At 54.4% G+C, this 14,067-nt stretch carries 9 protein-coding genes; 2 read left to right on the plus strand and 7 right to left on the minus strand.

Annotated features, from left to right (window positions below; translation table 11 throughout):
* Positions 1-100: 100 nt before the first annotated feature.
* Positions 101-1,327, minus strand: a complete 1,227-nt coding sequence (locus FHS27_RS26405) for a DUF1559 family PulG-like putative transporter (protein WP_184308699.1) — start codon at positions 1,325-1,327, stop codon at positions 101-103.
* A 307-nt stretch (positions 1,328-1,634) separates the two neighbouring features.
* On the opposite strand from FHS27_RS26405, the gene FHS27_RS26410 reads away from it, so the two are divergent.
* Positions 1,635-2,882, plus strand: coding sequence for an MFS transporter (locus tag FHS27_RS26410; protein WP_246420973.1), 1,248 nt, complete (start codon positions 1,635-1,637; stop codon positions 2,880-2,882).
* 28 nt (positions 2,883-2,910) lie between these two features.
* On the opposite strand, the gene FHS27_RS26415 is transcribed toward FHS27_RS26410, so the two are convergent.
* Positions 2,911-4,257 (minus strand): MFS transporter, encoded by a 1,347-nt coding sequence (locus tag FHS27_RS26415; RefSeq protein WP_184308701.1) that lies wholly within the window; start codon positions 4,255-4,257, stop codon positions 2,911-2,913.
* Positions 4,258-5,052: 795 nt separating this feature from the next.
* On the opposite strand from FHS27_RS26415, the gene FHS27_RS26420 reads away from it, so the two are divergent.
* Positions 5,053-5,964, plus strand: a complete 912-nt coding sequence (locus FHS27_RS26420) for a helix-turn-helix domain-containing protein (protein WP_184308703.1) — start codon at positions 5,053-5,055, stop codon at positions 5,962-5,964.
* A 34-nt stretch (positions 5,965-5,998) separates the two neighbouring features.
* On the opposite strand, the gene FHS27_RS26425 is transcribed toward FHS27_RS26420, so the two are convergent.
* The 5 genes from FHS27_RS26425 to FHS27_RS26445 all read right to left on the minus strand — a co-directional run bounded on the left by FHS27_RS26425 (position 5,999) and on the right by FHS27_RS26445 (position 13,944).
* Complete coding sequence (locus FHS27_RS26425; RefSeq protein ID WP_184308705.1) at positions 5,999-7,819, minus strand: sodium:solute symporter family protein; 1,821 nt, start codon at positions 7,817-7,819, stop codon at positions 5,999-6,001.
* 46 nt (positions 7,820-7,865) lie between these two features.
* On the minus strand, positions 7,866-9,968 hold the full coding sequence (locus tag FHS27_RS26430; protein ID WP_184308707.1) for a family 20 glycosylhydrolase: 2,103 nt from the start codon (positions 9,966-9,968) through the stop codon (positions 7,866-7,868).
* 88 nt (positions 9,969-10,056) lie between these two features.
* On the minus strand, positions 10,057-10,845 hold the full coding sequence (locus tag FHS27_RS26435) for a glutamine amidotransferase (RefSeq protein WP_184308709.1): 789 nt from the start codon (positions 10,843-10,845) through the stop codon (positions 10,057-10,059).
* 339 nt (positions 10,846-11,184) lie between these two features.
* The gene (locus FHS27_RS26440; RefSeq protein ID WP_184308711.1) at positions 11,185-11,472 is read right to left on the minus strand and encodes a hypothetical protein; all 288 of its coding nucleotides are present in this window, start codon (positions 11,470-11,472) and stop codon (positions 11,185-11,187) included.
* A gap of 96 nt (positions 11,473-11,568) precedes the next feature.
* Positions 11,569-13,944 carry a sulfatase-like hydrolase/transferase gene (locus tag FHS27_RS26445; protein ID WP_221225408.1) on the minus strand — a complete coding sequence of 792 codons (2,376 nt, stop codon included), beginning with the start codon at positions 13,942-13,944 and terminating at the stop codon, positions 11,569-11,571.
* Positions 13,945-14,067: the final 123 nt, after the last annotated feature.

Genomic DNA, 14,067 nt, shown 5'->3' on the forward strand with positions numbered 1-14,067 from the left:
TCGCAGCAATAACACAGTCGCAGCAATAACACTGCGACTGTCGTGTGAGGTCGCCGTTGGATGGCGTCGTCTGGATCAGGCGTGGTTTGGTTACCGAGAATCAGCGATCGACTTGGTCCGTGACGACGAACTCGTTCCAAGGCACGTCGCTCTGTTTGCCTTGGGGAGTCAGCATCGCTTGGTAGACCCGGTAGTCGATCGAATCCATGATGTACCGGATCGCGCCGCTGGCCATCACGGCGTTCACACCGTCGTTGTGTGCCGATGACGGACGGGCGAGATCGCGGGCATCTCGCATATTGGAAACGACTTTGACAAACATATCCTGCGACGTGCTTCCTGACCCCGTCCCGCCTCCGTTGATGCGGTGAAGCGAATGGACCGCGATGGGGGCTTCGCCCACACTGGAATTCCAGGTGGGAGTTGTGGCGGCACCGGCGGCGTGATCTTCATAGTGCCACACAACACCGTGGATGTATCGGGCGGCTTCGATTTTCGGTGTGATGTTGGCGTCGAAAGGAACATCGTAGGAATTCGGCAGTGTGCTTGATTTGAGATCACTGCCGTTAATCAATCCAGCGCGATGCCACGGGAACGCTTGGACGTTTTCGGTGTACAGGATGGTATTGCCGGCACCGTCTTTGATGTCGTCGAGCCGAACTCTCGGTCCTTGCGACACGGATACACCGACGCCATCAGACGCGCGGACGCTCGAGATGTTGTACTTGGAATTGCCGATACCGTTGGTGCGGGATTGGGAGGTCAAAAAACTCACGCCCGCGATGGTGGACCCGTCTGGACGAAGGTGACACATGCCATTGTTTGACACGTAGCCGTTTTTGCCGTTCGATCCGGACACCACCGGATTGCTGGGGCACTGGAAAATTGCCAAGTTCGCCGCCGCGTACGGATGAAATCCATTTCCTTCAAACGCACCGTTCGTGGCGTCGGAGCCGTCAGACAAAATCGGATAGCGATCTTCGGTCCAACGTTCATAGGTTGGTAACGCTTCCAAGTAAGGCAGCAAGGCGACGCCCCACGTTCCTATCTTGCGGTGCGACTCGACGGTGGCACCGACTTCGCTCGATGGGTCGACGCCGCCGGCGAAAAATCCGAAGTCTTGGACGTACCCGGGAAACTGACCTTTGGACGACTCGTGGAGGGTGCCCGCCAATCCGAATTGTCGCAGGTTGTTAGAGCACTGCAATTGTCGAGCACGTTCTCTGGCCGCTTGTACTGCGGCGGTCGTTAAAGCGAGTAGAACTCCGATGATGGAGATCACGACCAGCAGTTCGACCAACGTGAATCCGAGGCGTTGACGTTTCATTGGATTGTTCCCAGGGCGAAGAGAAGAGGATTGGGAGGAGGGAAGCCGGCGTGTCAAAACGTACGCCGACTCCGTACTCGATTAGACCACCGCAAGATCTCACCTGCAAATTTTGGGGCCCGGGCGGGCGTCCGGGCGAGAGTTGAGCAATGGTGGCGGCAACCAATAACGGCACTTTGATCGTGCCGAGAGATCCGCTGCCATTGCACGCGAACCAACGCCGCTATCGTTCGGTCCTGGTTGTCGTAAAATCTTCAACATGACGGTCCAATCGATTGCGGTTGCAGGAAAATCTACCGAGCATTGCATGAGTAACCCCACCATCGCCCCTGTTTCCAGTGAGTCGCCTGCCTCGAACTCGCCCGGCCAATCAGCCGAGCAAACCGCGATGATGGTGCTGGCGTCGCTGAGCGTTGCTCACATGCTCAACGATATTATTCAGTCGTTGATTCCCGCTACCTATCCGTTGTTGCGAGATTCGCTGAGTCTGAGCTATGGCGACATCGGTCTGATCACGTTTTCGTTCCAACTCACCGCGTCGCTGCTGCAACCGGTCGTGGGAATGTATACCGATCGCAAACCGAAGCCGTTTTCACTGGCGATCGGAATGGGAATGACGTTGATCGGTTTGGTGTTTTTCTCGCAAGCTCGATCGCTCGTGACGCTGATGATGTCGGCGGCATTGATTGGCACAGGATCGAGTATTTTTCATCCCGAAGCATCGCGGATGGCACACCTGGCCGCGGGCGGGCGGCATGGATTTGCACAATCGTTGTTCCAAGTCGGCGGCAACTTCGGCACTTCGTTGGGACCGCTATTGGCGGCAGCGATTATTTTCCCGTTTGGCCAATCTTCCATCGCTTGGTTTGCGTTGATTGCGTTAGCGGGAATCGTCGTTCTGACGAAAGTCGGCGCGTGGTATCAAAAGAAACTCGCCACTCGTGTGGCGATGGGCAACGCGTCCAAGCCGCAACGACACGCAACGTTGTCGCGTCGCCAAGTTGGTGGTGCGATCGGAGTGCTGGTCGCGCTCGTGTTGTCAAAGTATGTCTATCTGGTCAGCTTTACGAGCTACTACGCGTTGTACATGGAGGAAACGTTTGACCTCACGAAACAACAGTCTCAGCTCTGTTCGTTCGCGTTCCTGTTTGCGGTGGCAGTCGGTACGTTTGCCGGAGGGCCGCTCGGAGATCGTTTCGGCCGAAAGGTTGTGATCTGGTTTTCGATTCTCGGCGTTGCACCCTTCTCGCTCTCACTACCGCATACCGGATTGGTGGCCACGGTTTTGTTGACAATCGTTATCGGAGCGATTCTGGCCTCGGCGTTTTCTGCCATTTTGGTTTTTGCTCAGGAACTGTTGCCCGGACGAGTGGGCGCCGTCGCGGGGTTGTTCTTCGGCTTTGCATTCGGAATCAGCGCGATTGCTGCGGCTCTATTGGGTGAGTTGGCCGACCGAACGAGCCTACAGTTTGTCTTTCAGGTCTGTGCCTATTTGCCACTGATGGGAATCATCGCCGCGTTTCTGCCCCGGATCGAACGACTCGAGGGCGGTTGATCGTACGACGGGACGAGCAAGCGTCGCCTTACACTTTGCAAGTCTCAAATTCGCCCGAATTGTCCGGTTCGACACAGGCGACAAGAAGCTCGCCCGCGTCAACGGACGCTTCTGCTGCCGCGGGAAGGCTGATGTCGAGGGCATCGATCGCGAGTTGTTCGGCCATTCGAAGGCGGCCGGCTAACCATAAACTCAAGATCGAAAAACCGGCGGCCATCGCTCCGACAATTTCAAAGTTCAACAGGCGACCATCGGTGGATTGAATGACGATTAACCCTCCGAGGTAAGACGCCGCGCCGCCCGCGATATGTTGGATCGATGAATTTGCGCTCAAGAACGCACCGCGATTTTTGGGGAGCACGCTGCCCGTCACCATTGCCATGGCCGGAATCATGCGTCCGACATTGCATACCATTAAGCTTCCAAACGTCGCGATCGTTAACAGCAACGCCCCTGCCGGCAATTGAGTGATGATCACCAGCATCACGGCTGAGATAGGAGCGATGCAACGGAAAACGAACAGCTTTCCGTTTTTGTCCGCGTAACGCCCAACCACGGGAGACGCAAACAACGTCAGCGTCCCGCCCGCGATGTAGACCAGCGGCAATTGTTGCTCGGTCATGCCGACGTTGCCGACAAAGTAGACGCTGAGGTAGGGGAAGACGAGAAAGCCACTCATCGTCAACGCAATGATGAGTGCGAAGGCGTTGAGGTGATTCATGTGGAGGAACGTCGAACGTAGTGATGTCAGCGTCGATGGGCGTGAGCCGACCGCATGGTCGTTGAGGAGTGGCAACGCAAACCATGCCAGCGCGAGCACGGGCAGTCCCAATGCCGATAAGGCGATAAAACTCATCTGCCACCCAAGGTTCGTTCCGATCAGCAATCCCATCGGTACACCGGCCACCGATGCGATGGCAAAACCGGTCATCATCGCGCCCGTTGCTCGGCCGCGACGGCTATCCGGAAAAACGTCACCGATGATCGCCATCGAGATTCCGCCCACAATTCCGCCGAACGCGCCCGCAATCACGCGGGAGATCACCAGCGATAGGTAGTTCATCGACAAACCACAAAACAGTGTTCCCAACAGAAAGCCGCTGTAGAGAAACAAGAACGCTGATCGTCGAGAAAACCGATCGACGGTCGCTGAGGCAATCAGTCCCGCGATTCCAGCGGCAAACGTGTAGGACGAGACGATTAATCCGAACGACGATGGGCCAATGTCGAGCGTACGCATCAGTTGCGGACCGAGAGGCATCACAATCATAAAGTCGACGATCGTGATGAACTGAACGGCTGCCAAAATAAGCAATATCAAGCGTTCGTTATGAACGGTTCTCGTCGCGCCTTCGCTCGGTTGTTGCACCATCATGATCGCTGGGCCTGAGTGAGGCCTCGTTCCTTCGTATCCGGTTCGTAGTATCTATCTGACTAGGTGTGTTGACGTCTCGATCTGACAGTCTAGCCGTGTGGAAAGTTCGGCAAAGATGTACTCAAAGCCATATTCCAAACGCCCCGGTGAACGAGTGCTCCTTGTGCGTAACTGACCAACGAAACCAAAACGGTGCTGTCGTTGTCGCCGTATGAAGGTCGTGTCGCGTTATCGCCTGAGAGCGGCCGGTAAAGTTCCGTAAGGCAGTGGGCGATGTGATTGGTCCAGCGAAAATCGAAAGCGAATCCGCGTATCGATTCGATTGCGTCAATCGAATTACATGCCAACGCATATAGGCGAAAGGGGGAATGAGTCCAGTCGCCCTGATCGGCGGTAACATGTCTGACGAAGTAGCGTGATCTTAACGGGAAGGATTGAATACCCAGGAGCCTGTCACCGGCAGATACGTGAGCCTAGCTCGTTCGCGGCGGATCCTTTTGTGACGAACGAAGGTAAGTCGTTAACCTGAGGTTTATAATTGGTGAGTGAAACAGGCGGTTCGGTATCCTCTGATGAACGCTCGACTGCAGTTGGTAAACCTGCTTTTGTGGCTCGAGTCGCAAGGGAAATTCTCCTGAGACCGAAAGTGCCGCAAGAAGTTTTTCACACCGCATCGTTTTCGAATCGAACGCATTCTTATGCGAATACATCGGTCACGAGAAATCAATTCCTACTCGCCTCTCTTTTACCCACCCACTTCGCACTCATTGACGTCCACACAGATCGAATGGATTGATGAACGCTCTGATCGAAACGCTTCCGCCTCGAACGTTTGAATCATTTCGTTGTTTTGATCGTCGGGAAAATCGTTTGCCCGCTCGATGGCACCAACACGCCGAGATCGAGTTGACCTTCGTGCCGAAAGGCTCTGGTGAGCGTCTGATTGGTGATCATATCGGACGATACACCGATTCCGATTTAGTGTTGGTCGGTGAGCACTTGCCTCACACTTGGGCGTCGGATGAATTTCGCGGGCAGCGGTACGACATGCATGAGGCCATCGTGCTGTACTTCAAACGTGATTTTCTAGGGAGCGGTTTCTTCGATATACCTGAAGCGATCCGAATCCGGGATCTACTGACGCGGGCAAAACAAGGCCTCTGGTTCCCTCCGGAATTTGCCGAAGAGATCGGAGCGAAGATGCAAGAAATCTTAGCTCAACGAGGGATGCTCCGGATCGCAGAGTTGCTGCAGTGTCTGGAGATGCTTTGCGAATGTGAAAACACCGTCGTGTTAGCAAGTGAAGGATACCAGTGCGAAGCGAACAGTCGCAACGATCCGAAGATGAGCCAGGTGCTTCAATATATCATCGAAAACTTCACCGACTCGCAGTTGCAGATTAACCAACTCGCAGAACTCGTCGGGATGAACCATTCTGCGTTTGCGAGGAGTTTTCGAAACACGATCGGACACACACCAACGCAATACATCAACCGGTTGCGTGTCGGATTCGCACGACGTCTCTTGCTCGAACAAGATCTCAGCGTGCTGAATGTTTGCTACCAGTCGGGCTTCGCCTCTGTCTCACATTTCAACAAACGATTCAGGGCAGAATTCAGTATGTCGCCACGTGAATTCCGCGAAGCCCATTTGCTCGTTCATGACAGCTCACGAGCGGTTGCGGGGCACGAAGCGAAGACGCGATAAAATCTTGCTGGCTACGAAAATGATTGATTGCTCATCAATCTGTTTTTGTCGCTGCGTTCTCGGAAGTGTTCGTGCGGTCGAGTTTTAGCTCAGGCCACGTTTTCAGCAGCACTACCACGGCGATCACTCCAACGCCCATGCTCAACGCGAACGAAAGCCACTGGCTGTAAAGGAAGGATCCGGTTCCAAACAGGGTCGCGTAGACGAGAAAAGTAGAGGCAAACATCGCTTTCAAACCCGCGACAATCGAATCGCTCGATGCCAGGACTGCGCCATCGGCGATCAATTGATTCCGAATCGGGTTCCAGCCTGAACCGCCCGGCCGAATCTTTTCATAGAAACGACATAACGTTTGCGTGTCCGTCGCGGGGGTGAGTACGGTCACGAGTAACCAGGCTAGGGTGGTGATCGCAACGCCGGCAATCAGTTCCTGCCAAGACTCGAGTTTTGCCCATCCCAGTTGTGGATAGCCGAATCGGAAGAACATGGCGACGGCGAATGAAACCGCCATGCCGGCGATTTCGGTGAACGCGTTCATCCGCCACCAAAACCAACGGAGGATGTAAATCAGTCCCGTTCCCGCACCAATTTGCAGGATGATACTGAATCCGTCCATGGCGCTTTCCAGTGTCAACGCAACAAAGCCCGCGATCATCATCAATCCAACCGTCGACCATCGGCCGATCGAGACGAGTTGCTTTTCCGACGCGTCGGGATTCAAGAACCTGCGATAAAAATCGTGGGCCAGATAGGAGGCACCCCAGTTCAAGTGAGTTGAGATGGTCGACATGAACGCCGCAATCAAGCTGGCGATGACGACCCCCAATAACCCGTTTGGCAAAAACGTGAGCATCGCGGGATAGGCCAAATCGTCTTTGACGATTTTAGGATCAACCGCCGGGAATGCGGTTTGAATACTGTCCAGAGTCGGGAACACAACGAGTGACGCTAGTGCAACGATAATCCATGGCCACGGACGTAGTGCGTAGTGCGCGATTTGAAATAACAGTGTTGCCGTCGTGGCGTCGCGTTCACTGCGTGCCCCGATCATTCGTTGGGCAACGTAGCCGCCTCCACCCGGCTCGGCACCGGGATACCAACTGCTCCACCACTGGACCGCCAACGGGATGATCAGCAGCGGAACCAATGCATTGACATTTGAGAAGTCGGGCAACAGATTGAGTTTTTCGCTGACGTTTTCATTCGCCAGGAGGCTGTCGAATCCGCCAACTTCGGGCAGGTTGCAAATCACAACGGCCGCCCAGACCGCACCTACCATCGCAACGACAAACTGAAAGCAATCCGTCAGAATCACGCCACGCAGTCCGCCCAGTAACGTATAAACGACCGTCACCGTTCCGGCACACAAGACAACTTGCAGCGGAGAAGCACCGAGTAGGATCCCGCCGAGTTTGATCCCGGCCAAAATCACGTTTGCCATCACAAGGCAATTGAAAACGACCCCGAGATAGATCGCTCGAAAACCTCGCAAGAAGCCTGCCGATTTCCCGCTGTAGCGGATTTCGTAGAACTCCAAATCCGTCAGGACGCCACTGCGTTTCCATAACTTCGCATAGACAAAAACGGTCAGTAAACCGGTTAACAGAAACGCCCACCACACCCAGTTGCCGCTCACGCCGTTCTTGCGGACGATGTCGGTGACGAGGTTAGGTGTGTCGGCGGCGAACGTCGTTGCCACCATCGACAGACCCAGAGTCCACCAACTCATTTGACCGCCGGCCAGGAAGTACTCGGAGAAGCTTTTTCCAGCACGTCGGCTGACGAGCACTCCGATCAGCATCGAAATTGCGAAGAATGCCGCGATGATGGCATAGTCAACAGCGTTGAGTGTCATGGGTTACTCGGGGTGATGCGTGAGGTGCGTGAGACTCGTTGCTGTTCTAGCGAACTTGGACTTCGACGATCTTGGAAAACGCATCAAAGACGTAGCCAAGGTTACCGTGGCTGATAACTCGCACAAAGCGTGCGTCGCGTTCCGGGAACGTATGGTCCACGGACGGCGTTGGCTGTTTGGGTTTCTCGAGGCGTGATCCGACTTCTTCAAACGTTTCACCATCAGCCGAAACTTCGACGGTGTACTTTTCGTACGAACCGCTAACCGTGTATGCGACCACGGTCACATTGCTGACGCGTTGGACGGTTCCTAAATCGATCGTCATCTTGATAGGCTCAGGAACCGCAGGATAACCCAGGTAGAAATCGAGGTTGTTCGTGCTGCCATCGGTGATTCGTCCGATCGAAAAAGGTGGGCCGGATGATGCCGATGTTTCAACGGGTTTGCCCAATGCGAGGTTTTCGGCTGGGGCGACCGCAATGAAATTGGCGCGGCTTCCATGACTCATTTGCTTGCCGTCCATAAATGCGGCGGCACGCACGGTAGTGTTCTTTGACAGCGAGATTGGTTGGAGATAGAGCGTCGACGTGGAGCGAGGCTCGGAGCCATCGAGCGTGTAGCGTATCTCGACGTCGCCCTCGGCGTGAAACGCAATGTTGGTCTCGTTGTGAAAAACACCGTCTTCAGGAACGACCAGATTGGCGGCTTGAATTCGGACGGGGTAATAAGCCGCGACGCGAGCGGTTTCCGTCTTTTGTGTTCGAGCCGAGAATTCATCAAAGTCGCGTTCGACTTCAGGATTCCACGCAACCTCCGCGAACGGAATCAATCGTGGGATGACTTGTGCAAAGTAGTTTGACTCGCGTCCTTCCCACCAGGGCATGCAGAAACCGATTAGGCGATCGGTGGGTTCTACTTCGATCGGATTGTTGTACGTTGGAATCCACGGATTCATGTGTTTGAATCGGGTGATGGAGAGCGTCTCGTAGATATGTTGCGGTGACGCCATCGTGAAGTTCGTCCGCGGGTAATGATCCACTAGATACAGCGGATCCCATGCTGCGTTGATGACATGATAGCCGTCTTCGAGCATTTGATCGGCGGGGTAATTTATCGTGCGCCAGTTGATGTGAATCACGTCAGTGTCGACTTTGTTGGCACCGGTGCCCGGACTCGGGCCCTCCCAGACCAAGGTTTGTTTGCCTTTGGTTTTCAGGTAGGCGTTGAGTTTGTTGATGAGGTCACGCTGCAAATCCTCGGGGACACCGAAGGCTTCGTCGCCGCCGATGTGGATGTACGGGGACGACGCAAAGACTTCCATCAACTCGTCGAGGAGCGTTTTGATGCCACTCAATGCGACTTCGCTTTTCACCAGATCCGTTCCCGTTCTTCCGAATACTTCCGGATAGATTCCTCGCAGTTTTTCAGAGTGCCCTGGTACTTCCAATTCCGGAATGATCGTGACACCACGAGCGACCGCGTACGCTTCGATTTCTTTGAACTGGTCGGCCGTGATGAGTCCATCCCACAGTTTCGGAAACGCCTTTGAGGGAAATGCAAAACGTTGATCATCGGTGAGGTGAAGCTGCATGGAGTCCACTTTGTAGAACCACAGCAGATCGATCGTCTCTTTCAAAAGCTCGACGCTATGTGGGTTGCGGCCCATGTCGATCATGAAGTTTCGATACGGCAACTTCGGTGAGTCGTTGATTGAGAGTAGCGGCAGTTTGCCTGGACCTTGTGTGCCGATGAGTTGCAGAAGTGTTGCTGTCGCGTGTGTGAATCCCTTCAGTGTGGATGCACGGATCTGGATTTGATCGCCAAGGGTCTTGAGAGAATAGGACTCCGCGGGCAGGTCTGAGTCTGCGAAAACCACAAGGGTCGCGTCATCACCATCTGTCAGGGCCAGGCGGTGTTTGCCGCTGGTTGTTCGCTCGATCAGTTCACCAACGATCTTCAAATGCTCTTTCCAAGAAGAATCCTCGGGCGCCGAAACGGTGATCACATCGGGGAGAACCATCACTTCGTCAGCGGTGATCGACAATTCGGTAGGTGTCGGTACCAGTGGCAGGTTTTGGCCGAAGGCGGTCGAACCAATGGTGGTTAAGCCGATCATGAACGAAGCAACGAACAAGCAAAGATTTTTCATGGAGAGTCTCGAAAGCGGTGATGTCGAATTCAAATGCGGAGTTGACCGGACGAAGTGTTGAGAATGCTGGGATAAAGTTTGCACGCTGTCAGTATTCGGTCGTGAATACTTGCTGCCAGAACTGGCGGTACAGAGGCCATTTGACGAAGTTGATTCCCCAGTGCGGGCTCGCACCGGTTGTCCACGCAGTGACGCGGCCTTCGCCAAAATGGTGTGCCGCGAAAAGCGGGTGCCAGCGTCCCGCGTATGCGATGTCAATAATCGACTCGCTACTTTCTCGCGGCAGGGTTTCGTTAAATCCCAGCAGCGGCGGAAGCGTGTCGAAGTCGATGCCTGCAACCGCTGGATGATTCAAATCGTTTACCCGAGTCGGAAAGGCTTCGGTCGATTCGAACAAATCGTCCGTTTCGAGACACTGCACGGGGAGGACATCCGCGAACAAACTGCGGCCCCATCCGCCTTTGCCGAGCTGACCACTAAACGAATACCATCCACCGTTCATGTGAAAATGACCGCCGGCTTCGACCCATCCCCGAAGAATATTGAAACGATCAGGGAAGGTAACGTATTCAGTTTCCCATTTGGCTCGATTGAAGAAGTCGGGATGCAGCATCATGCATTTGGTTTCAACATCACCAAAGATGATCACGTCCGCCCATTCGAGCCGGCGGTCAAACGCCTCCGGTGAAAGGTTGTAAAGTTCCCAAGACGGCTGAGTGATTACTTCGGCTCCATCAATCTCACGAACCGCGTCTACCAATGGTTGGCCATAGTTGAGGACTTCCACATTTTTCTTTGCCGAGAGAAATGGCGATTCGATGAATTCGTTCCCCGTGTGGATACACCAGTTGCCAACATGCCAAACGCGTTTTGTCATAAGTTGCTTCGAATGCGGAAGAACGAACAGTCAGTTGGACCTATGAAGCACCGTGTCGGTGGAATTGAGCGGTTTTCAATCATGAGTTCCAAACCGAGTGCACATCTTCATCGAAACATCCGCGAGAGTCTGCCTCTCCGTTGCCAATTAATGATTCAGAATGTGCGCGGTCGGACGCGAAACCGCAGAGAATGCGATTGGCACAGAGGGGGCTGATAGCCACATGTCCCTCCACTGCAATGTCTATACAGCAGCGAGTGGCCGCCGTGAGGTACGGATATCCGATTCGATTGCTTGACGAAGCAAGTCGAGTGATACCGTTACAAGCATCACCGTTAGTCACACCACGTGCGTGCCTGTCAAACGATTCTGCAATCGTTGGTCGAGATCAATGTCGACTGCATTCAGTTTGCCCCATCGATTGGAATGGCATGTTGTCGCCGTCGGCGACATGGGGTCCTGTGGCGAACCGATGTCAAAGGTTCCATCGAGAGTGACCCGGTTTGGAGTGCACTTTTCGAAACGACCTTCACCGACCATTTGGTCATTCGCAAACAGAGTCACGGTGGCAGTGGCGTACGGTTTGTCAGAGTCTGTTTTGTAGACCATCCTCAGGGGGCGACGCATGTTAGCTCAGTCTGCCTAAAGTGCGCGTCGCCCAGCCGGCAAAGGCGAGTGATTTCACCCACGTGGCAAGTGATGAAGCAAACGTTTTGCGTGTTGTTACTTTGTTAACTCCACCGTTAGCTTATGGATGTCGCCTCCGAATTCGAACGGGGCGCGGTCAAAGTAGTCGCGGGCAACGGGGGAACCGAGATCGACTCCGACGTCAAACGTCTCGCTGGCACTGAAGGCGGCAGGGACCGAACGTTTGGTGGTCATTTTTGCGACTTCGTTACCGTCCACGGACATCTGCACGCTCAGTGGTGCGCCGGGGCTTTCAAGCGTGGAGTTGACTACGATCGTGTGTCGACCGGGCTGCAATCGTTGTTTGGACCGAACGATAGAACGCTCGATGATGAAAAGATTGTATTCGTACGTCAGGTACCCATCGTCGAGATAACAGGTTAAACCGCCGGCCGCTCCACCCAGTGCGTAGAGCACTCCATTTTCGTTCTCGGCGATTTCCAGGTCGATGGTGACGACGTTGCTTTTCTTGCCAAGCCCAGGTGCGGTGAATTCTGGCATGCGACGAGTGTTGGCATTGAACGTCCAACTGTTGTACGGCGAACCTATGATGTCCTCAGGGTGAATCCGAGTCCACAACGCACCGCCGATAGGCAAGTCTTTGTTCTCGGTGGCGACAGCCAGGAAACGCTTTTTCATCGACGCCAATCTGTCGGGATGGACCGTGGCGAGATTGTTGGCCTGTGAGAAATCATTATGTAGGTCGTAGAGTTCCCACTCATCGTTGTCGGAGTCCCATGTTTTGATCTGCTTGGGGGCGTCCTCGGGATTCCAGGGACGTAGTGGACCGAATGTGCACGCCATCCAGCCGTCGAGATAGATGCCACGGCTCCCGTTGTTGTCGAAGAACTGCTCGTGTTTCTCGGACGACGCGGCCGGATCGTGGAAGGTATCGGCAAAGCTGACGCCATCGATTGGCATTTGAGCGTGCCCGTCGACGAACTTGGGTGGAGTGATGCCGAGCACTTCAAAGAGCGTAGGTGCAATGTCGACGACGTGTGAGAATTGTGAACAAGGAGTCTCGCTTGCTTTGATAACCTTGGGCCAGGAAACCACCATTGGGTTTCGGGTGCCTCCGAAGTAAGACGCTGTCAGCTTGGTACCTTTGAACGGGGTGCTGCCGGCCCAGGCCCAGCCCGCGTGATACATGTTGTCGACCTTGGCAGATCCCAAGGCGTCGAGCCCTCCGAGTTCATTGAGCGCGGTTTGTTGTTGCTCGAACGTGCTGGACAACAGGTTTTGGGCGAGCAATTCACTGATGGTTCCGTTGTTGCCTTCGGCGCTCGAACCGTTATCGCCCCAAATGTAGAACACGATCGTGTTCTCTCGCTGGCCTCGCTCTTCCAATCCATCGACCAGCCGCAATACCTGTGAATCGGTGTGTTCGACGAAGCCGGCGAAAACTTCCATCAGTCGACGTTGGAAGGCACGTTCCGCTTCGGGGATGTCATCCCATGCTTCCAACGAAGGGTCACGGTCAGTCAATCTGGTATTAGGCGGAATGATCCCCATTTCCAATTGGCGTTTGTGAACCCGCTGACGATAGACGTCCCAGCCATCGTCGAACTTGCCCTTGTATTTGTCGGCCCATTCTTTGGCAACATGATGGGGACCATGCACCGCACCGGGAGCCCAGTACATCAAGAACGGTTTGTCGGGAGCGAACGCTTGATGGTCGTCGAGCCATGCCAACGCTTCCTCGGCCATCCCTTCGGTCAAGTGGTAGTTTTCTGATTTCGGCGGTTCGATGTGGTTTAGGTTTTCGGTCAATCGAGGCTCCCACTGCGAGGTCTCTCCCGCCAAGAAGCCCCAGAAGTGTTCGAACCCATAGCCGGTTGGCCAGCGATCAAAGGGCCCCATCGACGTGGTTTCAACGGCAGGTGTGTTGTGCCACTTACCAAAGGCAGACGTTTTGTAACCGTAGTTCTTAAGCACTTCCGCGATTGTGGCTGCCTGTTTCGGAATCACGCCGGTGTATCCGTCAAATGCAACGGCTCGCTCGGCGATCGTTCCGTAGCCAACGCGTGTGTGGTTGCGACCAGTCAACAGGGATGCCCGCGTCGGTGAGCAGATCGACGTGGTGTGGAACTGGTTGTAGCGAATCCCTTCGCTGGCCAGTTTCTTCAACCCCGGCGTGTGCACCTCGCCGCCAAAGACTTCCGAAATTCCGAATCCAACGTCATCCAACAGGACGATCAGGATGTTAGGTGCATCGGCTGGAAGACGCTGAGGATCTTCGGGCCATTTCATCGTCGAGTCTTGCAGTCGCGGCTTCGCAACGCTGTTCATTGGCGTTGGCGGGAACGGCAAAACCGATCCGTCGTTTGGGATCTCTGCCGCGAACGAGGTGGTTCCTGCAAGGATGAGAAAAAGTAGCGAGAGGGTTTTCTGATTGTTAGCAGGAAACAGCATGTTTGAAAAATCGCAAAAAAGAAGAGAAGTAAAAATCTATGCGTGATTGGTGTCTTTACCCGACTCGTTCGATTGGGCGGGCGGTCAGTTAACCGACCAGATGCATGGCGTGGGGACTTCGTG

The sequence above is a fragment of the Aporhodopirellula rubra genome (assembly GCF_014192335.1).
Taxonomy (GTDB): Bacteria; Planctomycetota; Planctomycetia; order Pirellulales; family Pirellulaceae; genus Rhodopirellula; species Rhodopirellula rubra.